This is a genomic window from Legionella sp. 227 (assembly GCF_043161935.1).
Lineage (GTDB): Bacteria > Pseudomonadota > Gammaproteobacteria > Legionellales > Legionellaceae > Legionella > Legionella sheltonii.
Genome location: NZ_CP171154.1, coordinates 3,486,003 through 3,508,030, shown reverse-complemented (window position 1 = coordinate 3,508,030; position 22,028 = coordinate 3,486,003). Strand labels below are relative to the sequence as shown.

Below are 22,028 nucleotides of genomic sequence, written 5' to 3'. Positions count from 1 at the left end.
TAAAAATAATTTATTAAGATAAGTTCGAGCCTAAATTTTTGTTCATGTGAGTTAATTGAGCTATCATCTCGGTTATAAATACATCGCCAACATAACTCAAAAAGTGTTTTTCTTTACTCGCTTCTGCCGGACTCGGTCTAATCAGTCCACTCAAATCAAATTTATACTCTTCTTTTTTTAACTCGTTGATTAGCCGCTTAATTTGATCTGGGGTCGCATTGTGTTCGAAAAGAGTCTTAGCTGTATTGATAAAATTTTGCATGTCTTTATCAAATTTTGTTTTATCAAGGGCGTATTTTCTTTTTACTTCAAGTGTATCAGTCAAAGCGGGTTCTTTAGGTGGCTTAGGAACTTTTTTCCAACCGTCACTGGTTAAACCAAATCGGATATTTTTTACCATATCATGTTCTTGTGAGTAATATGAAACGGTCATGAATCCTCGAAAATTATCATCTTCTCTGATTAAAAATACGGCTTTAGTTTCTTTTTTCTTGGCATCGCTGTTTTCCAAAATCTTATGTAATTGATCCTCCTTCATTTTTCCAAAAATAACAGGAACCTTTGACACAGTTTTTGATTCCATAGGAAAATACTCCAGGTTGTTTACCGCATTACATTATCATCTCATGAGGTTATAATCGTTTGAAATGAAAATGAATGATTCGCCTTGTATAATGATAGTACATGATTGTTACTATTTGAAATATTAAGGCAAGGTGATATTCCATGAACCCTGCTTTGTAGGATGCTCTAATGATTGGCGCAGCAGATGAAGAAATTCTTTACGTTCAATAATTTTAGCGCCCAGACTTTGTAGATGATTGGTGGGAATTTGGCAATCAATAAAATCAAAATTCCATTTTGCCATAGTTTTGCATAAATAATAAAAAGCAATTTTTGATGCATCCGTTAGCTTATGGAACATGGATTCACCAAAAAAAACGCGCCCTAAGCTGAGCCCATACAGACCTCCGACCAATTCATTTTTATACCATATTTCAAAAGAATGCGCATAACCCATTGTATGCAACTGGGTATATGCCTCAATCATTTCTTGAGTAATCCAGGTATTATTCATACGACCAGAGCAAGTGGCACATGCCATCATGACCTCTCTAAATACAGTATCTACAGTAAAGCCAAAGGGTTTTTTTAGAGATTTTTGCAAACTATGCGATACCTTGAATTCAGTAGGAATTAATATAAGTCTTGGATTTGGGGACCACCAAAGAATAGGTGTTCCTGGTTCATACCAGGGAAACACTCCTTGTCGATAAGCTTGAAGTATACGTTGAGGCGATAAATCCCCCCCAATGAATAATAAACCCTGATCATCACTCGTTTCTGGATTTGGAAAGGAGTAGATTTCATTATAACTCAATACAATCTCCTAGATTTATCTGGGATTTTTTCTCTCATAGGACCTTTTTGTATTCTACAATTATTATAAACAAGAATTGGAGGAAACAATTGGATTATTTGTATAGTTTAGGAAATATTTTAATTCTTCTTAGTCTTAGCTTTAGGAAAGTGCTTATTATTCGCACGATTTTTGTGCTATCTGATTTATCTTTTTTACTTTATGGAGCATTGGCTAATGTTCCTCCTGTTGCTTTTTGGGCTATCGCATCATTAATTATTAATTTTGTGCAGATTGGCATCTTGTTAAGAGACATGATGCCTAGGGAATTACCTTATGATTTGCAACAAATAAAAGATTTATTTTTTTCAAATATGCAAACGAGTGATTTTATTCGTTTGATTAAAATAAGTCATAGAGGTACTTCAAGTAACGAAAAGATATTAATGAAGGGAAATCCCGTAGAAAATCTCATGTTGATTACAAAAGGGAAAGTTTATATCGAAGTGGATGATGGTATTCTTGAGTTAGGCCCTTATCACTTTATTGGTGAGATGAGTTATTTTAGAGATGGGAAAGCGAACACTACAATTCATGCACGAGAACCTGTAGATTATTTATATTGGCGATATACTGATTTGCATCGCTTGCAAGAAAGAAAACCACCTTTATTTATGAAAATGGTTGAGGCTATGGGAAAAGATATTATGTTGAAAATGCTCAAACAACAAAAAGCCCCAGAGTCATCATAAATAGTATAATCTGCATTTGGCACAGCGGAAGTTCTCTAGCCCCGAAAGAGCAGAGACTCCCTTGGTAACATGCTGCTACCGTAAGGGACCCTGCGTTACATACGGATGACAGCAAAAAAATTCGATAAGTCCTCAAAAGATCTAAATTTTTCCTAAATTCAAATCTAAATATTGTTCTGCATCAAGGGCGGCCATGCAACCAAAACCAGCTGAGGTAATAGCTTGTCGATATACATGGTCTGCCACATCGCCACAGGCAAATACACCAGGAATTGAGGTGCTGGTCGCCATTCCTTCCAGTCCTGATTTAATGACAAGATAACCATTATTCATAAGAAGCTGGTCTTTAAATAAATCGGTATTAGGTGTATGTCCTATCGCAATGAATACGCCATCGACATTTAATAATTCTTTGGCATCATTTTGTACATTTCGGATTAAAGCGCCAGTTACTTTTTTACCATCTCCAATCACTTCATCAAGAGTAGAATTCCAGATGATTTTAATGTTACCGTTGCGGGTTTTTTCAAAAAGTTTATCCTGGAGAATTTTCTCAGCGCGCAGACTGTCTCGTCGATGTACTAAAGTAACACTAGACGCAAGGTTTGATAAATAAAGTGCCTCTTCTACTGCAGTATTTCCACCACCAATAACACAAACTGCTTTATTGCGGTAAAAAAAGCCATCGCAAGTGGCACAGGCAGAAACCCCTCGACCTTGATAAGCTGATTCGGACTCTAATCCCAGATAACGTGCAGAAGCTCCTGTTGCAATGATTAGTGCATCACAAGTGTAGGTATCGCTATCCCCATGAAGAGTAAAAGGTGCTTGTGTTAAATTCGCTTTAACAATATGATCAAAAATAATTTGAGTGTCAAAGCGTTCTGCATGCTTTTGCATACGCTCCATTAGGGCAGGGCCTTGTAATCCCTCTATATCACCGGGCCAATTATCTACATCGGTAGTGGTCGTTAGCTGACCTCCTGGTTGCATTCCAGTAATTAAAACTGGATGAAGATTGGCTCTTGCGGCATAGACTGCAGCAGTATAACCTGCTGGTCCTGAACCGAGTATAATTAAGCGATGATGATTGCTTGAGCTCATTGTCTCTGCCTTCCTTAATATTTTAATATTTTGTGTTAAGATGGCGAATATTATGACAAAAACAAAGATATGAAAATACCTATGGAAAAACAACAGTCAGGAAAAAAATCGAGCGGTTCTAAAAATCATATGCCTAGCTATGTTGTAAAGCGGCTTAGCGAGGGTAGTTTTATATTAATTTTAACAAGTGCTCTTTTTGTGCTCTTGTCATTACTCACTTATAAAATCAGTGATCCTGGATTGTCACATGTTTCTCGAGCTGGAACTGTTGTTGCAAATTCGGGTGGACAAGTAGGTGCTTATATTGCGGATGCACTTTATTTTGTATTCGGATATTTTGCTTATTTGGTACCGATTGCTTTTGTTTATATTTCCTGGGCTCTGTTACACGATGTACGCGCTCTAAATCGACTAGATAAACGTGTTTTAGTACTTCGTTCCGTTGGCTTAATGCTCATGTTTGCAGGAGGTTGTGGCTTATTAAGCCTTGAAGCAGAAATGAATCAATTGGATTCCATCCATGGTGCCGGGGGATTTATAGGACAAGCTGTTGGTGGCGGTTGGTACCAAATGCTCAATTTGCATGGAGCAAGTTTAGTTCTACTCGCTATGCTTTTGGTAGGAACTACCTGGTTGACAGGCTTGTCTTGGATAAAAGCAGTTGAGTTGATTGGTTTTTATACTTTATTCGTTGTGAATTATATTACTAAAACCACACACAAGGCACTATCTGTTATTAAATCACGAGTTCAACAATCAAAATCAAATGTGATCCCTAAAGCACCGAAGATTCCTCGAGAAAAGCCTGCTCCTAAATTATTTAAGCCCAAAGCAGAGAAAGAAAAAGAGGAGAATATTCCTCCTGTTTTAATTACTCAGGAAGTGAAGCCGGAAATTGTCAAACCGGTTAAAGAAGTAAAAGAAATCCGTATCCCCAAAGTGAGCACTTCAGGTGATTTGCCATCCCTAAGCTTATTGGATAAAGGTCAACCCGGTAAACCTATGGGTGGATATACGCACCAGGAACTAGAGAATTTATCACGCGAGGTAGAGCAACACTTACTCGATTTTGGTATCCAGGCGGGTGTAGTAGCCGTGCATCCAGGACCCGTCGTAACTCGTTTTGAGTTGCAATTGGCTGCTGGTGTCAAAGTGAGCAAGCTGACCGCTTTAGCTAAAGATCTGGCGCGTTCTTTATCCGTAATTTCAGTTCGTGTTGTTGAAGTCATTCCAGGTAAAACGGTAGTGGGTTTAGAATTACCCAATCATTCACGAGAGATGGTTCGACTGTCGGATGTATTATTAGCGGATGTATACCAGCAGGCCCATTCGCCTGTTACCTTGGCTCTGGGGGTAGATATTGCAGGTCACCCTGTGGTTGTTGATTTAGGGAAAATGCCTCATTTATTGGTCGCTGGAACAACAGGCTCCGGTAAGTCAGTGGGTATTAATGCCATGATTTTAAGTATCTTATTTCAGGCAACTCCGGACCAGGTTCGTCTCATTATGGTTGATCCCAAGATGCTGGAATTATCTGTTTATGATGGCATTCCGCATTTATTAACTCCCGTTGTTACTGATATGAAAGAGGCTGCCAGTGCTTTGCGTTGGTGTGTTGAAGAAATGGAGCGTCGTTATAAGTTGATGGCTGCTTTAGGTGTAAGAAATTTGGCAGGTTTTAATAGCAAAATCGCCGAAGGCATCGCCAATGGGCAACCTATCGTTAATCCTTTATGGAAACCTGTTGACTCAATGGATGAAACAGCCCCAGAGCTGGAACCTTTGCCCTATATTGTCGTCGTCATTGATGAGCTTGCTGATATGATGATGGTCGTGGGCAAGAAAGTGGAGCAGTTAATTGCTCGTATTGCTCAAAAAGCACGCGCTGCTGGAATCCATATGATTCTTGCGACTCAAAGACCTTCTGTAGATGTTTTAACTGGGTTAATTAAATCAAATATTCCGACTCGAATGTCATTCCAAGTTTCATCAAAAATTGATTCTCGTACTATATTAGATCAACAGGGTGCTGAACAATTACTAGGACATGGTGACATGTTGTATTTAGCACCCGGAAGTGGGGCGCCTTTACGAGTTCATGGTGCTTTTGTTGATGATAAAGAGGTACATCGCATTGCGGATGATTGGCGTGCTCGTGGGGAGCCTGATTATATCGATGATATTTTGAAATTAACGGGTGACGGTAATGAGGGCGGTTCTGATGAGGACGGTCAATCTGCCGAGGATGATGATCCTCTTTATGATCAAGCGGTAGAATTCGTTATCCAAACACGGAAGGCCAGTATTTCTGCAGTACAGCGACGACTAAAAATAGGCTATAACCGGGCAGCTCGTATGGTTGAAGAAATGGAGCGAACAGGAATTGTGGGCCCATTAGATGGTGGTTATCGAGATGTCTTAGTGTCATCCGTGACGGAGGATTAATTATGAAAAAAATATTAACCGTATTACTTTTAAGTATTTCAACTGCGGTATTTTGTGAAACGCCTGATGTATTGCTTCAGGCTAAATTAAATGGAATTCGCTCAATGACTGCCGTGTTTAAACAAGCAGTGAAAGCAAAGCAGCGAGTAGTCTCTCGTTCATCAGGAACAATGGCATTACAAAGGCCGGGTCGATTCCGTTGGCAAACGGTGCAACCTATGGCGCAATTAATGGTTGCTGATGGGCAGAAAATTTGGGTTTATGATAAAGATTTGGAGCAAGTAACGGTCAAAACGCAACGAAAAGGTTTAGGGGGTACTGCTGCTTTATTCTTAAGTGGTTATGATAATACAGTTACCCGAGACTTTAATGTGACTCAAAGTAATGTGGGTGACGACTTGGTTTTTGATCTAAAATCAAAATCACCTAAAGCAAATTTTCAACGAATCAAACTGGTGTTTCGTCAAAATAACCTAACTGGTTTGGAGTTATATGATCAATTGGGCCAAGTAACTACGGTTCAATTATCTCAAATTAAAACAAACCCTAAATTGGCAGCTAGCTTGTTCCAATTCAAAACGCCTAAAGGGGTTGATGTGGTTCAGCAATGAGTTTGTTTAAGACAATGCCTCAACCACCACTGGCAGAACTTTTAAGACCCAATAGTCTGGACGAAGTGATTGGACAAAGTCATTTATTGGGTGAAGGTAAATCATTGCGGCTTAGTTTTACGAGCAAAAAACTTCACTCAATGATTTTATGGGGACCTCCAGGAGTCGGTAAAACAACAATTGCTCGTATTGCTGCTGAAGCATTTGATAGTGAATGGATAGCGCTTTCTGCGGTGTTTTCCGGGGTTAAGGATATTCGTGCGGCAGTTGAGAAAGCGCAGGAAAATCTAACTCATGGTAAACACACTATACTGTTCATCGATGAAATTCATCGCTTTAACAAAGCGCAACAAGATGCACTATTACCTTACACAGAATCGGGTTTAGTAACTTTTATAGGGGCTACAACTGAAAATCCTTCTTTTGAAGTGAATTCCGCCTTGTTGTCACGTGCTCAGGTTTATGTTTTAAAATCTTTGACTGATGAAGAATTGAGACAACTGTTTCAAAAAGCTTATCAAGCCCTCTTATCTCCTATTCAATTCGACGATGATGCGCTGGACATGCTCATTGGGTTTGCTGATGGTGATGCCCGACGATTATTGAATAGTTTAGAACAATTACATGGCGCATGTACTGCAATGAACAATGTGCATGTCACTAAAGAATTTGTGATGAATGCTTTGGCAGAACAAGTCAGACGTTTTGATAAAGGTGGAGAAAATTTTTACGATCAAATTTCTGCTTTACACAAATCAGTACGTGGTTCTAATCCTGATGCTGCTCTCTATTGGCTTTGTCGTATGTTAGATGGGGGTGTCGACCCCAGTTATTTAGCGCGACGGATTGTTCGAATGGCTTGGGAAGATATTGGATTGGCTGATCCTCGAGCAATCCAAATAGCAAACGATGCTGCTGTAACCTATGAACGATTAGGCTCTCCAGAAGGAGAGCTTGCACTAGGACAGGCTGTCATTTATCTGTCAATCGCTGCAAAAAGTAATGCAGGATATGTTGCTTTTAATCAGGCGATGGATTTTGTTAAACGTGATAAATCACGAGAGGTTCCTGTCCATTTGCGTAATGCACCTACACGTTTAATGAAAAAACTAGGTTATGGAAAAAAATATCGTTATGCCCATGATGAACCGCATGCATATGCGGCTGGAGAACATTATTTACCGGAAGGAATGGAGGAGCCCGGTTGGTATAAACCAGTACCACGCGGTTTAGAAATTAAAATTGCAGAGAAACTTGCATTTCTAAAATCGTTGGACGAGAACAATTCAGAGTCATAATCCAGGTATTGGTCGTTCAGGTACCAGATAGGGAATCCGACAATTAGGAGCATAAATGGATTTCTAAATGCCCTGGTCCCGCTGCGTATCATCAAGTCTACACGACACAACCTCACTTTAATTTTTTCTTGGGGGAGTTGGTGGCATATGATCGAGAAGCGATTTTTTTGAATCTGTTTTAATTTCAAGAGAGGAATTTGGCCAAAGACCAAACACTGTGTTTACTGCTGACTTTAATACATCAAAGTCTCTATGTTGTGCAAAACAAGGATGGGAGCTTGCTAACTTGAGCATGGCTGCCTTGTCCTCAGAAGGTAGTTTGTCCACAATCTTCAAGATAGAGCGGACTGCATTTGCTCGAAGATCTTTAATTTCTTCTTTTGATGTTAATAATTTCAATGCCGCATCAAATGAATTTAATTGTTTTTTAAACTCAACCAAGTTATTTGTTTCTGCAAAAAATATGGCATCTTTAAGTTTAACTCCAGTCAAATTTGCTCCTGAAAAATTAGCACCTACTAATATTGCTCCATTTAAATTTGCATTGGTTAAGTTGACATTCTGTAGAGTGGCATTAGTAAAATCCGCGCCTACTAGTATCGCCGAAGTTAAATTAGTTCCAGTAAGGTCTGTTCTAATTAAATGTGCGCCTGTTAAATTCGCTTCGGAAAGGTCACAGAAGAATAAACTAGAGAATTGAAAATTTGTAGATGTAAGAGCAGCATTGCGAAAACTTGAATTAAAAATTTGTGATTTTAGAAAATTTGCTTGGCAAAAGTCTGCTTTATTAAAATTACAATGCTGGAAAGAACAATCAGTACAACTCGTTTGTTGAAAACATGATTCGGAAAAATCAACGTAATCGTAGCTGCAATTTTTAAAATCAGCATAAAGGAAATCGCTGTTTTTTACTTTTTCCTTGGCAAGTTTCATATTGAGATAGAGGACTTTGGAAAATTTTTTTTGAGAGTACTCTGGTTTTAGATGGGGCTGAGGAAGCTCTTCTTTCTGTGATTGGTTGGGGGAGGATGCGGAAACGGTTATTTCTTCTTTAGCTTTGATTAAATCTTTACTAAATGACGTAACAAAATCTTTTATGTATTTCTTTTTATCTATAGTGAGTTCGGCACATATATCAAAAGGAAGACCATTAATACGAAGGTTTCCCAGATCAATTCCTCTGGTTTGGGCAATTGCTCGCGCAAGCCAACCATTAACAGCTGCTGTACCTCGGACCAGAAGAATTTCTTTAGAAAGACAGTAAATTAATTCTGCAAGACCTTCTAAAAACTCTTGCTCCGATTTTTGGGGTTTCATGGTCTCTTTTAGTAATTTATCAAGCTCATCTAATTTTTTTTCATAATGTCCCTTGCTTTTAGTACCCCATGCTGCTGATGCTTTGAGTATATGTACTTGTCCATTTGAATCTTGTATGCCCCAGGCAGTAAGTTTCATATCAGAGGGATCTTTCGAGAGTGTTTCATAAATTACAAGGGGGTTTTCTACATCTTGAGAGATAAACTCATTTGTCCTCAATTGAGTTTGTCCCAATCGCTCATGTGTTTTTTTATCAAATAATTCACTCTGTGAACTAATGAGTTGTGAAATAATACTAAATAGGTTTTCTCCATCACCTTCTTTTAGAAGAAAATCAAGGGCATATACATCCTCATAATTCCGATACTCATTTCTTATCATGCCAAAAAAATTGAGGTTTCCCCATGATTTGGATGTCTGCTCTAGCTCTACCGCAATATCAGCTCTTTTTGTTCGAGCAAAATCATATAACTCTCTTAAAGTGCATCCTTTTTTAACCATCGAAGAAAGTGCTTGCTCTGCTTCAATTGATCGTGCGGTCCACTTCTTTTGATCGGTATTTTCAAACATATTCAATCGGGCTGGTTCCGTGCGTGCAGTTTGTTCTGGTTCAGCCTGTTCGGTTTTGCCTAAGGTCATAAATATCTCGCTCGTTCTACCCGTATTTTCATGCTCATTGAGCTTGACGCCAAACAAGAGAAGAACAGATTAAAAATTAGTGCTACTGTATTAATTATAGATGCAATTCGAAGCAGTGATTGAAACAAGAGCATCGTGGTTGTTAATGAGTCGGATATTATTTTCGATGTAAAAATTTTGTATTTTTGAATAAGTGTTGTTTCAAAGGATGCCGCTAAATTTAAGAAACTAAATTTTTTACCACTTGTCTTGATATGATATTTTTTAGATGAATTGCAAAAAATGATTTAATTTTCATCAATAAAAAGAAGAAATAGTGATTGATTAATTGCATGATTTTAAATGTATTTTCATTTTAACTTAAATTTGTTACAGTCTTCTTATTAATTATAATAATTTCATCCAGTATGCATTATTCTAATTACCAAACATGTGCTGTAAGACCACATATACCTCTTTCTGAATGGGATATTTTATCCAGCCTCCCTACGGCTTTGGTAATTATTAATTCTCAGGGGCGTATCGTATGGCTAAACCCGCCAGCTGAAGCAATGCTCGGATATGGATTACTTGATTCTTTATGGTTGGATGTGATTTTACGTGCTTTTGTTCCTCGCGCTGATGACGGCCATGAAGTTTCTCTTGCCGATGGTCGCCGTGTCCATGTAGCCATCGCAACTTTGGACAGTTTACCTGGCATATTAGTCAGTTTAACGGATATCACTGCTACAAGAGATTATGAGAAAGCCAAAGAAAATGAAAAGCGATTAGTCTCGATTGGTACAATGACTGCACAGCTCGCACATCAAATCAGAACTCCCTTGGCTTCTGCGATGTTGTACACAGAGCATTTGAATAATCTTCCTGATTTGGATGTTCGTACCCAAAATTGGATTCATCGATTGCAAGAATGCCATACCAGTATTGAACAGCAAATTCAGGACTTATTACTTTTTGCGCGAGGTACTACAATCGAGCCAACGCGTATGGATATGAATTATTGGTGCTCGTTACTGGTACAACGCGCACAACCTTATGTATTGGCCCGTAATGTAACATTCAATGTGAATAATCAGTTAGTTACTCTCGAATCATTAATTCATGCAGAGTCATTAATTGGTGCAGTTTTAAACTTGGTGATCAATTCATTGCAATCTGATGCAACAGAAATTAATTTAACACTTGCATCTATAGATGATTCAGGTATACAAATATCAGTAGAGGACAATGGAAAAGGAATGACTGAAGAGGTGAAGAGCCAGGCTTTTTCACCTTTTTATACTACAAAAGCGCAAGGCAATGGTTTGGGTTTGGCCGTTGTTTATGCGGTAGTAAAAGCACACGGCGGTCGAGTGAGCCTGGAGTCTACAGAAGGAGTAGGTACACAAGTTAATTTGTTTTTGCCGTAATATGTTGAGTCGTCATCCTGAGTAGACGAAGTACCCCTGATTTAATTTTTGATTAAAATACAGGGAGCACTTTGTCGCCTTGGGATGATATCCTTTTTATAACACTTAGAAAAAGGACTTTTTATGAGTCACGTCTTAATCGTTGAAGATGATCCAGTATTAAGGGAAGCGCTGGCTGAAACAATGACTATTGCTGGCCATACATATATTACTGCTAAAGATGGCAAGGAAGCTCTAGCCCTTCTTGAAATCCATAATCCATCGGTCGTATTAACAGATATTCGCATGGATGAACTTGATGGAAATCAGCTACTAGCAGAAATCCAAAAAAGAAGACTTGGATTGCCAGTGATTTTGATGACCGCTTATGGATCGGTACAAGATGCAGTGAATGCACTTCATCATGGTGCAGTAGATTATTTACAAAAGCCATTCAGTGCTCAGTTGTTAACTGAAAAAATCAATCAGTACATTAAAGTAGAGCTTGATGAAGACACTGGGGAACCCATTGCTAAAGATCCTAAAAGCCAGGCTTTGTTGACTATGGCATTGAAAGTAGCTCAATCAGATGTTGGTGTGATGATTAGTGGAGAAAGTGGGACAGGAAAAGAGGTTTTAGCCCATTTTATTCATGATCATTCACCGCGAAAAAAGCAACCCTTTATTGCTATTAATTGTGCTGCAATTCCCGAGCAAATGCTCGAGGCTACTTTATTTGGTTATGAAAAGGGTTCATTTACTGGGGCTTATAAATCAACTCCTGGTAAGTTTGAACAGGCGCAGGGAGGGACTTTGCTTCTTGATGAGGTGAGCGAAATGCCATTAAGCCTGCAAGCGAAACTGCTTCGTGTTTTACAAGAGAAAGAAGTCGAACGTATCGGTGCCAATAAAACAATTAGTTTGGATGTACGCATACTGGCTACAACCAATAGACAGCTAAAGGATGAGGTCAAAGCGGGTCGTTTTAGAGAGGATTTGTTTTATCGTTTGAATGTTTTTCCTTTGCAGTGGCACCCTTTACGTGAAAGAAAAAATGATATTATTCCTTTAGCAAACTATCTGATTCGCAAACATTGTCAGCATAAGCAGCCGGTAGTCCCGGTGATCTCTCCAGCAGCTCAGAAACTGATGTTGGCTTATCCTTGGCCAGGAAATGCGAGAGAATTAGATAACGTAATTCAACGGGCATTAGTATTACAAACCCAAGGTATTATCGAAGCAGAGCATTTACAATTGTCATTAACCACTACCTTAATTCCTGAAACTAGCCCGGCTGCTCACAGTAAAAATTTACAAATTCATGAATTTGAATTGATCGAAAAAACTTTATTGGAGAATGAAGGAAACAGACAAAAAGTAGCTGCCTTGTTAGGTGTCAGTGAGCGAACATTACGTTATAAACTAGCAAAAATGCGCGAAGAAGGGTATACAGTATAAAAAGTTTTATAGTTTGTAGCTGGGGGAAGGCGCGCAGCCGGAACTCGGGTTACACCTGCAAAGACTAAAAGGATAATTACTAAATACTTATGAGGTAAATAGGGATATGAATGATATTAATACAGTTAATCTGTTAAACCAAATAAAGACAATGTCTGCGAAGGCTGAAGGCGGGATTATTGATACAGAGAGTAACCCATCTCCCTTTGGTACAGTATTTCAACAGGCCTTAAATCAAGTCAACGATTTAAACCAAACTGCAGATGCGTTAAAAACTCGTTTTGAAATAGGTGATCCTAATGTCAGTTTAGGGGATGTAATGATAGCAACCCAAAAGTCCAACTTGGGGCTTGAGGCTACTGTTCGAGTTCGTAACAAAGTGGTGCAAGCATATCAAGACATAATGAATATGCCAGTATAATTAGGAGCTTGATATGGCATTGGCTGATAGTGCATCAACGGTAGCAGCAAAATTTGCAAATCTATCTATTGCCCGACAAATTGGTTTACTAGTAGGGATTGCTGCAAGCATAGCAATTGGTTTAGCGGTAGTGTTATGGTCTCGCGATCCAAATTATGTGCCTTTATACACCCAAATGAATGCGCGTGATGCAGCTGAGGTGGTATCTGCACTGGAACGCAATGGTATTGATTTCAAGATTGACGGAAACAACAGCATGGTTATGGTTGCAGCAGATAACCTGCAAAATGTGCGTCTTAAATTGGCAATGGAAGGATTACCCCGAGAGCCGGTCGGTTCAGAAGAGCTTTTTTCTAGTTCCAACGCGTTTAATAGCAGCCAATTTATGGAAAATGCACGTTATAAACAAGCCTTGGAAGCAGAGTTGGCACGTACTATAAGTAAATTTAATGACATTAAATCAGCCCGAGTCCATCTCGCAATTCCACGTGAGTCCGCTTTTGTCCGTGATGCTCATGAACCTAGTGCTTCAGTTTTTCTTGATGTATATTCTGGTTTGGAGCTTAAAAAACATACAATTGCCGCCATTGTGAATTTAGTTGCATCCAGTATCCCCAATTTATCTGCTAGTCGGGTTACAGTGGTTGATCAAGACGGGCAGTTATTAAATGAAGGTGGTGGACAAACCCTCTTTTCAGATACGGAGCGCTTTTTAGATTACAGACAAAATTTGGAACATCAATATGCGCAAAAGATTCAAGATATTCTAACGCCAATACTGGGTTATGGTCGTGTTAGAGCAAAAGTTTCTGCTGATGTCGACTTTACCAGTTACGAGCAAACACAAGAAATGTTTAATCCCGAACAGCCTTCTTTACGTAGTGAGCAGACTATGGAAGAAAAGCGTAGTTCTTCAAATGATGCGGTGGGTGTCCCAGGTACTTTATCTAATATACCGCAAAATAATCCAGCTCTTGCTCCCAAGAGTGCTCCCCCTAAAAATGCGCCACCACAAGCGCAAGCAGCCTCTGATTCAAATCAATCCACGGATTTACGTACGCAAAGTACCAAAAATTTCGAGTTGGATAAAACAGTGAGTCATACTAAAAATCAGCCAGGAACAATTAAACGACTCTCTGTAGCCGTTTTGGTTGACAATCGAGCAGTAATGGATGAAAAGACTAAAAAGATGACGAAAACACCATTGACCGCTAAGGAAATCAATCAAATTAAATTACTGGTTGCTGATGCAATTGGATTAAATGCTCAACGTGGTGACAGTTTGAATGTAATCAATTCTGATTTTGTTAAACCCGATCCTATAGCAGCTATCCCTGAGGAGCGTTTTTGGCAGAAAGAAATTTTCTGGTCCATCGTGAAGCAAGCAGCAGCAGCTGTATTTGTTTTAGCACTAATTTTTGGTGTGCTAAGACCCATGCTGAAGACATTAGCAAGTAACCGAAACGTTGTGAATGTTCCGAGTGATGATCAGCCTATAGGTGATTTAACCTATGATGGGACAATCTCAATTAAAGATGCAAATGATTATGAATCACAATTAAATTTATTACGTCAAGTTGTTGATAAGGAACCCAAACGGGTAGCACAGGTTGTTAAAAATTGGGTTGATCGGGGGTAGTTATGGATGGAATAGAGCGTGCAGCCATTTTGTTATTAAGTATGGGTGAAAAAAATGCTGCGGAAGTATTAAGACATCTAGAGCCGAGGCAAGTACAAAAGGTTGGTGTTGCAATGACGACACTCAGTAATGTGACTAAGGCTAAAATGGAAAATGTTTTGGTCGAATTTACCAGTGCGATTGGGGAACAGACAAGCTTAACAGTAGATACAGAACATTATTTACGTACAGTACTCATTGAGGCATTGGGACTCGAAAAAGCGACTCCATTTATTGATCGAATTCTTGTATCTGATAAAGACAGTGGACTTAATCGCTTAAAGTGGTTGGATGGTCGCTTAATTGCTGATGTGATTCGTAACGAACACCCGCAGATTATAGCAACCATATTAATTCACTTAGATAGTGAACAAGCAGCTGAAGTAGTACGCTATTTTAGTGTGGAAAAAAGATCAGAAGTTTTATTACGTATGTGCAATATTGATACAGTTAAGCCCGAGGCTATCTCAGAGCTAGGACAAGTCATTGAAAAGCAACTCAGTGGTCAAAAGGTCAGTAAAACTGCCTCAGTAGGAGGAATTAAGAGTGTTGCGGATGTGATAAATTATTTCGATGGTGCAATGGAAGAGGAAGTGCTGAATAAAATTAAAGATTGGGATCAGGAACTGAGCGAAAAAATCCGCGATAAAATGTTTGTATTTGAAAATTTGGTCGATATGGATGATCGAAGTATGCAAACTTTATTGCGTGATGTGACCCCTGAACAATTAAAATTGGCTTTAAAAGGGACGACAGAACCCACTAAAGAAAAAATATTTTCTAATATGTCCAAACGTGCTGCTGACTTATTGCGTGAAGACATTGAATTACAAGGTCCCGTTAAGGTTGTTGATGTAGAGCGTGCTCAACGTGATATATTAGCAATAGCAAAAAGTCTTTCCGAAGAAGGTAAGATTGCACTGGGTTCTAAAGGTGGAGATGAGATGATTTAGTTGTAGCTTGAGAATTAGCGCAACGCAACCAAGTCATCTTGAATGAAGCGAGGGATCTTCATACTGTAGGAGGGTGTTAGGGGAGGGCGATCTCTCGTTTCACTTGGGATGACGACACGTTATTGTATGATTTCAGGATGATAAGTATATGTCAGATAAATTTGAACCCTTCTTAAAGAAAAAAGGGAGTGAACAAGGGTTTAGTGCTTGGGAATATGAATCGATTTTCAATAATGAACCGAAAGTAGAGGTCAATGAGGAAGAGCGTTTTCTCGCTGAATGTGAACGATTAAAAAATGAAGCTATAGAAAAGGGTTATGCCGAGGGAATGCAACGGGCCCAGGCTGAAATCGATGAGAAGAGAAAACAGTTTGTGCGTTGGTTTGATATATTAAAAAATCCGGTAAAACTTCTAGATGAACAAGTAACACAAGAAATAATTCAAACAGTAATTTGGTTAAGCCAGCATTGTATTGGGGTTGAATTATCTGCACATCCTGAACAATTGAAAAATTTACTCCATAAGATCAAATCGGAATTACCCTCCGTAAAAGCCTACAAAGTACTTGCCATGCATCCAGAAGATGTGAATTGGGTTCAAAATGAGTTTGGTGAAAGGGACATCGACGGATTACATGAAATTTTGCTAGCAGATCCTTTATTAAATCGAGGTGATTTTTATCTAAAGGGTGATTATAGTGAATTAGATGGTCGGATACATACTCGTTTAACGACCTTATTTGCCAAATATATAACTGAAGATAATCCGATTGCACCTATTAAAGATCAGGATTGATCGATGAAAATTTACGAGTCTCGTTTGGTTAAAGTACTGTCTGAAATTCGCGAAAAGAAGCAATTAGGATTATTGCATTGCGGTCGAATAAGCCGGGCTGTAGGACTCACTCTGGAAGCCAAAGGTTTTAATCAGCCTGTTGGCGCACGTTGTTTTATTACTATCGATGAATCACATAGTATTGAGGCGGAAGTAGTTGGCTTTGGAAATGATCGTGTTTATTTGATGTCCATAGGTGCTATCCAGGGTCTTGCTCCAGGTATGATTATTACGCCAACTGGACGTGTTGCTCAAGTTGAGGTAGGAAATCAACTATTAGGACGAATTGTCAATGGTTCAGGAGTACTTATAGATGGGGGCCCTCATCTTGAGTTAAATGAAACATATCCTTTAATTAGTCCTGCCATTAATCCTTTAAAAAGAGCGGTAATTGATACCCCTTTAGATGTGGGCATACGAGCAATTAATGGATTACTTACTGTAGGACGTGGTCAGCGAATAGGCTTATTTGCAGGATCTGGAGTGGGAAAATCTGTTTTGTTAGGGATGATGACTCGTTTTACCAAAGCAGATGTAATCGTTGTTGGATTGATTGGAGAGCGAGGTAGAGAAGTCAAAGAATTTATTGAGGTAAATTTAGGTCCAGAAGGCTTAAAGCGTGCAGTTGTCGTAGCTGCTCCAGCAGATGAAAGTCCCCTGATGCGCTTGCATGGTGCTAAAGTCGCTACAAGTATTGCGGAGTATTTTCGTGATCAAGGCAAACACGTCTTACTCCTCATGGATTCTTTAACTCGTTTTGCACAGGCACAAAGAGAAATTGCTCTTTCAATAGGTGAAGCACCGGCAACAAAAGGTTATCCACCATCAGTATTTGCCAAATTACCCAAACTCGTTGAACGTGCAGGTAATGGAGAACCAGGAAGTGGTTCGATTACAGCATTTTATACTGTGTTAACTGAGGGGGACGATTTACAAGATCCTATTGCCGATGCCGCGCGCGCTATTTTGGATGGGCATATCGTTTTAAGTCGATCTATTGCTGAAGAAGGACAATATCCTGCTATTGATTTGGAAGCTTCTATTAGTCGAGTCATGCAAGCTATAGTATCTGAGCAACAGATGGCTGATATGTTATTATTCAAAAAGAACTTATCACTTTATGAAAAGAATAAAGATTTTATTTTGCTTGGAGCTTATACCAAAGGAAGTGATCCAAATCTTGATAAGGCCATTCAAGCCAGAGATAAAATTCGAGAATATATGGAACAAGGCATTAATGAGCGGTTTGATTTCAAGGAAAGTATCGATATGTTATCCCATTTAGCCTCCTCTTTAGGAGTTAAAGGATGAGTCAGCGACTAGAGCGTTTAAAACAACTTTTGCAAATTAAAAAGGACGCAACTTATGCTGCCTACCAAGATCTTTTAAAAGCACAGGAACAATTTAAACAAAATAAAATGAAACATGAGCAACTGGTGAATTATCGACAGGATTATTTAAAGCAAGTTGAGAAAATTGGTGAACAAGGAACGGTCATTGCTCGACTACGTAATCGCATCGATTTTATTAGCCATTTGGATAATGCTTTAATACAATTGAATGCGCATTTAGCTTATTTAGGAAAGGTTCGCGCTAAGGCTGAACTTAATTATAAACAAGCGAAAATTTCTGAAGAAGGAGTCAGTCACTTGGTAGAGCGGGTTAAAAAGAGCGAGCAGATTAAATTACAGCGCATTGAGCAAAAAGAAAATGATGAGTATGCGCAAAAGCAATGGTATAGTAAAAAAATCAATGAGTAATCGAACACGTACCGTGAACAAAGTACTTAAAAGAATTTGGCTGTTTATAGCTGTCCTGATCATTTTTATGGCTGTATTATCCAGCATTTTTCGTTCTCTAACTCCCTGGGCAAAAGAATATAAAAGGGATGTAGAACATCATCTATCCATTTTAATAGGACAACCTGTAACCATTCAAACCATGGAAACAGGATGGTATTGGTTCCAACCCGTGCTTAAATTGAATCAAGTCACTTTGGGCGACGATTCCACACATAATTTTCGTATCAATAAATTGTTAGTAGGCATTAACTTATTTAAATCCTTATGGAGTTGGCAGATACAACCAGGGGTTCTCTATATTGATGATATGCATCTAAATTTGAGAGAAATAGATCAACATTGGTCTATCGATGGTGTTACAACAGACTCACTCAATAGCGGTGATATGACTCCAGAGAAAACCAAACAAATTTTAATCTGGTTATCACAGCAAGAACATTTAATTATCAGACGTGTTTCAGCCTATTTTCATTTTAGTGATGGTGGATTGATTCCTGTTAATGGTTTAAACATATCAGTAGCAAATAGTAGTGGACATTATAAGTTTAAGGGTGAAGCACGACTTGAACAAACAAGCAGTACTGATTTTCAACTCTTAGGTGATGGATACTTCGATCCCGAGCACTTTGAGGATATTGAAGGACAGTTTTATTTTTCTGCCAAAAATATAGTCCCTGCCCAGTGGCAAAGTCTATTTCCGAAGACCACACAACATTTAGAAGGAGGTAAGGGCAATATTAATTTATGGCTTGATGTGCATCATGGTGCAGTTTCCTCAGTACAAGCACAGGTATCCTTTAAGCGACTTGCTTGGAGGCTTTTGAATAATCAACAAAGTCAGCTGATTCAATCATTCTTTGCTAATCTTTCTTGGAAACCTGATAATGCGGGTTGGCAGCTTCACATTGATCCAATCAAATTACGTATTGGTGGCGTGACTTGGCCTGAGAATCAATTATTAGTTAAATACAATAGGGAACAACGAAGTTATCTATTTTATGTAAAATCGCTCATTATTGAATCATTGTTGTCAAATGCCATTAACTGGCCGAAAAGCATCCAGAGTTTACTGGACATGAAACCACAAGGAGTCTTAAAAGATACCCAGGTCCTTATAACATTAAATGATAATGTTTCAGTTATTCCTCCTATTCCATTTTTTAGTACGGTTGCAAATGAGCACTCACAATCAGAATCCTCAACTTCTCTGGCTGCAAATCAAAATAACATTAATATCATGCAAAAAAGCAAAAGCATGTTTTCCATTAATGACTATTCAATGAATTATTTTTTAACACGATTTGAGCAGATAGGATGGGATGCTAAAGACAGTATTCCCAAGGTAAAAAATCTTTCGGGAGTGATTAATTGGCAACCTGACCAGGGACGTTTAGAGCTTGATTCCGAAAACACATCAATTAAAGTTAAGGGGTATCCTGAGCAAACATTGACCATACTCAATGGCGCCCTTGACTGGAAAGAATTAAGTGATGGATTACGAATTAGTATGGACCGATTTGTAATCAATCAACCTGAGTTGACATTAAGTATACAAGGCGCCGTCGATCAGGTGACTCGCCATTCTGTAGGTCATATTCGTTTTGGTGCGGAGTTTGCTGGCAAAAATTGGCAGCAATGGACCGTGTTTCTACCTAAAAAATACATGAAGCCCAAATTGTATCACTGGCTCAAAAATGATGTGAAACGCATTGCAAATGCTAGTGGAAAAGTGAGACTTAATGGTTTAGCTAAAGATTTTCCCTTTGATGACAATACAGGCGAATTCGCGATAGATAGTTATGCGAGCGGAGGGGAGATTGCAATTAATTCCCAATGGAAGGTTGTAAAAGAGATTGATGGATATATTCATTTGAAAAATCGTAACCTAAATATTGATATAGTTCATGCTAATTTTCAGGGGGTACCTACAAAAGATATGCACTTACGCATTGCTGATATAGGTAAGAATAAAGAAAACTTATTGGTAAATGGCACAATTGATTCATCAGTACAAAAAATGATGAATTATGTTTTAGCTTCCCCACTGAAGCATAAGTTGTCTCTTTTAAAAATGCTTTCGATTAAAGGTTCAGCCTTACTTAATTTAAGTGTACTCGTTCCTTTATATCCAGAAAATGATGAGGTGCTTGCTAAGGGAAATGTAGCATTTAAAAAAAATACGATAATGGTCAATTATGAGTTAGCTCAATTTGCTGTACGAAATTTATCGGGTCAGTTGATGTTTAATGAAACTGGAGTAACGGATAGTTATTTGTTCGCTGATATCTTGGGGCACCCAATGAATATCAAAATACAATCAGCTAAATTGCCCAATCCTGCGACGACGATTGCTATTAATGGAAAGTGCTCGGTTGACTCGTTGAAAAATCAATTCAAATTGCCCTTATTCGATTTATTGGCTGGTTCCTTTGAAGCGAATGCTTTATTAAAGTTAAGTGACAAACCTACGGAGGCGGATAGCATTAGTTTTACTAGTTCTTTGGAGGGACTCGATGTTAACTTACCCGCACCTTTAGGTAAAAAATCAGATGCAAAAGTACCCTTAGAGTTAAACCTTGAACTCAAAGCGAAAAAAGTAATTCGTATTCGAGGTCATTATGACAAACGTTTAAGTTCTGATTTATTGTTTAAAAATTCCAAGGAGGGGTATGCATTTGATTCTGGGCAATTACGATTAGGCAGTGAAAATGCTGTAAATCAAAATTTACCTGGACTTTCTGTTGTAGGTACTTTACCGGGATTTGATTTAGAAGAATGGAAAGAAATATACAATCAATTTTCTTCAGCAAAAACCGACAGCTCTATCTTATCTAATCTACGAATTATCAATGTAACTATAGAGAAATTCGGCTTTTTGAAACAACAATTTAATACAATGGTTGTTAAAGCAAAAATACTACCTAATAAAGATTGGTCTTTTAATTTACAACAAAAAAATATTGCAGCGGATTTAATTTATCATCCACCTGCAAATGAATTAAGCGGTCATGTTCGTTATTTACATTTGGATAAAATTGATACTGCAGGCGATGATCGAGCTGAAGCGACTGAACTTCATCCGAATCAAATACCAAACCTTAATTTACGCATTGACAATTTATCTGTTGGGAAAGTGCAAGTTGGTGATTTAACTTTAAAAAGCCAATCGACAGCTGAAAAATGGAAAATGGAATATTGTCAAATAAATTCTCCGGTATATCAGTTAAATGCCCAGGGTGAGTGGACTCAAAAAGAGAATTTAAATCAGACTAATCTTGATATAAAACTGAATATTACTAATTTAGCTAAAACTTTAGAACGTTGGAATGTAACACCAGCTGTGCATGCCAAAAAAGGCTATATGGAGTTCCATGGTGGTTGGAAAAATAGTTTGTATCAATTTTCTCTTGCTTCTCTAAAAGGATCTATGTATTTACAACTTAAAAATGGAAGAATTACTCATTTAAGCAAGGAGACCGAAGAAAAATTAGATTTGGGTAAATTATTAAGTATCCTCAGCTTGCAGACTATACCGCGTCGCTTGCAACTGGATTTTAGTGATTTAGCTCATCAGGGATATAGTTTTGATATTTTTCAAGGAACTTTCGTTGTGAATAAAGGAATTATGGGGACACAAGACAGCTACCTTGATGGTCCTGTTGCTTATGCAGGCATGAAAGGAGATCTTGATTTGGTCAAACATACTTATGATCTGAATTTGAAAATATCGCCCCACATCACTGCAAGCTTGCCTGTTGTGGCGACTATTGCGGGTGGTCCTGTAGCAGGTGTTGCTGCTTGGGTGGCGAATAAAATTATTAATCAAGGTATGCAAAAAATTTCTGGATACAGTTATAAAATTTCAGGGCCATGGAATGAGCCTGTTGTGCAACAACTTAATATCGTAAAGAAATTAATAAAAAAGGAAGAGCAGAGCTGAGAGACCGTAGCCTGGATTAGCGCAGTG

The 22,028-nt window shown here is 38.5% G+C and carries 17 protein-coding genes; 13 read left to right on the top strand and 4 right to left on the bottom strand.

The features are described 5' to 3' along the window. Positions 1 to 13: 13 nt before the first annotated feature. Positions 14 to 583: a hypothetical protein gene (locus ACF8MK_RS15270; protein ID WP_392537377.1), complete on the bottom strand. Its 570-nt coding sequence runs from the start codon at positions 581 to 583 to the stop codon at positions 14 to 16. Positions 584 to 706: 123 nt separating this feature from the next. Next, the gene (aat, locus tag ACF8MK_RS15265) at positions 707 to 1,381 is read right to left on the bottom strand and encodes a leucyl/phenylalanyl-tRNA--protein transferase (RefSeq protein WP_392537376.1); all 675 of its coding nucleotides are present in this window, start codon (positions 1,379 to 1,381) and stop codon (positions 707 to 709) included. 89 nt (positions 1,382 to 1,470) lie between these two features. On the opposite strand from aat, the gene ACF8MK_RS15260 reads away from it, so the two are divergent. Next, complete coding sequence (locus ACF8MK_RS15260; RefSeq protein WP_392537375.1) at positions 1,471 to 2,112, top strand: Crp/Fnr family transcriptional regulator; 642 nt, start codon at positions 1,471 to 1,473, stop codon at positions 2,110 to 2,112. A 141-nt stretch (positions 2,113 to 2,253) separates the two neighbouring features. Here ACF8MK_RS15260 and trxB read toward each other — a convergent pair whose 3' ends face one another. Further along, a complete protein-coding gene (gene trxB / locus ACF8MK_RS15255) occupies positions 2,254 to 3,216 on the bottom strand; it encodes a thioredoxin-disulfide reductase (protein WP_392537374.1) in 963 nt (320 codons plus the stop codon). A gap of 81 nt (positions 3,217 to 3,297) precedes the next feature. Between trxB and ACF8MK_RS15250 the strand changes: the two genes are divergently transcribed. The 3 genes from ACF8MK_RS15250 to ACF8MK_RS15240 are packed head-to-tail and all read left to right on the top strand — an operon-like array spanning position 3,298 to position 7,570. After that, positions 3,298 to 5,661, top strand: coding sequence for a DNA translocase FtsK (locus ACF8MK_RS15250; protein WP_392537373.1), 2,364 nt, complete (start codon positions 3,298 to 3,300; stop codon positions 5,659 to 5,661). Between the two features lie 2 nt (positions 5,662 to 5,663). Continuing rightward, a complete protein-coding gene (gene lolA / locus ACF8MK_RS15245) occupies positions 5,664 to 6,272 on the top strand; it encodes an outer membrane lipoprotein chaperone LolA (RefSeq protein WP_392537372.1) in 609 nt (202 codons plus the stop codon). Continuing rightward, a complete protein-coding gene (locus tag ACF8MK_RS15240) occupies positions 6,269 to 7,570 on the top strand; it encodes a replication-associated recombination protein A (protein ID WP_392537371.1) in 1,302 nt (433 codons plus the stop codon). Before lolA ends, ACF8MK_RS15240 begins: the two co-directional genes overlap by 4 nt. Before the next feature lie 117 nt (positions 7,571 to 7,687). On the opposite strand, the gene ACF8MK_RS15235 is transcribed toward ACF8MK_RS15240, so the two are convergent. Continuing rightward, entirely contained in the window at positions 7,688 to 9,526 is a 1,839-nt protein-coding gene (locus ACF8MK_RS15235) for a pentapeptide repeat-containing protein (RefSeq protein WP_392537370.1), read from the bottom strand. A gap of 407 nt (positions 9,527 to 9,933) precedes the next feature. On the opposite strand from ACF8MK_RS15235, the gene ACF8MK_RS15230 reads away from it, so the two are divergent. From ACF8MK_RS15230 to ACF8MK_RS15190, 9 genes are all read left to right on the top strand, one after another. After that, positions 9,934 to 10,935, top strand: a complete 1,002-nt coding sequence (locus tag ACF8MK_RS15230) for a sensor histidine kinase (protein ID WP_392537369.1) — start codon at positions 9,934 to 9,936, stop codon at positions 10,933 to 10,935. Positions 10,936 to 11,058: 123 nt separating this feature from the next. Then, complete coding sequence (locus ACF8MK_RS15225; protein WP_392537368.1) at positions 11,059 to 12,372, top strand: sigma-54-dependent transcriptional regulator; 1,314 nt, start codon at positions 11,059 to 11,061, stop codon at positions 12,370 to 12,372. Positions 12,373 to 12,478: 106 nt separating this feature from the next. Continuing rightward, the gene (gene fliE, locus ACF8MK_RS15220; RefSeq protein ID WP_392537367.1) at positions 12,479 to 12,793 is read left to right on the top strand and encodes a flagellar hook-basal body complex protein FliE; all 315 of its coding nucleotides are present in this window, start codon (positions 12,479 to 12,481) and stop codon (positions 12,791 to 12,793) included. 13 nt (positions 12,794 to 12,806) lie between these two features. After that, positions 12,807 to 14,432, top strand: coding sequence for a flagellar basal-body MS-ring/collar protein FliF (fliF, locus tag ACF8MK_RS15215; RefSeq protein ID WP_392537366.1), 1,626 nt, complete (start codon positions 12,807 to 12,809; stop codon positions 14,430 to 14,432). A gap of 2 nt (positions 14,433 to 14,434) precedes the next feature. Further along, positions 14,435 to 15,424: a flagellar motor switch protein FliG gene (fliG, locus tag ACF8MK_RS15210; protein WP_265702327.1), complete on the top strand. Its 990-nt coding sequence runs from the start codon at positions 14,435 to 14,437 to the stop codon at positions 15,422 to 15,424. Positions 15,425 to 15,572: 148 nt separating this feature from the next. Continuing rightward, positions 15,573 to 16,220: a flagellar assembly protein FliH gene (locus ACF8MK_RS15205; protein WP_392537365.1), complete on the top strand. Its 648-nt coding sequence runs from the start codon at positions 15,573 to 15,575 to the stop codon at positions 16,218 to 16,220. A gap of 3 nt (positions 16,221 to 16,223) precedes the next feature. Further along, entirely contained in the window at positions 16,224 to 17,570 is a 1,347-nt protein-coding gene (gene fliI, locus ACF8MK_RS15200; protein WP_392537364.1) for a flagellar protein export ATPase FliI, read from the top strand. Further along, the gene (fliJ, locus tag ACF8MK_RS15195; RefSeq protein WP_392537363.1) at positions 17,567 to 18,019 is read left to right on the top strand and encodes a flagellar export protein FliJ; all 453 of its coding nucleotides are present in this window, start codon (positions 17,567 to 17,569) and stop codon (positions 18,017 to 18,019) included. Before fliI ends, fliJ begins: the two co-directional genes overlap by 4 nt. After that, positions 17,979 to 22,001, top strand: coding sequence for a YhdP family protein (locus tag ACF8MK_RS15190; protein ID WP_392537362.1), 4,023 nt, complete (start codon positions 17,979 to 17,981; stop codon positions 21,999 to 22,001). The genes fliJ and ACF8MK_RS15190 overlap by 41 nt, the downstream gene beginning before the upstream one ends. Positions 22,002 to 22,028: the final 27 nt, after the last annotated feature.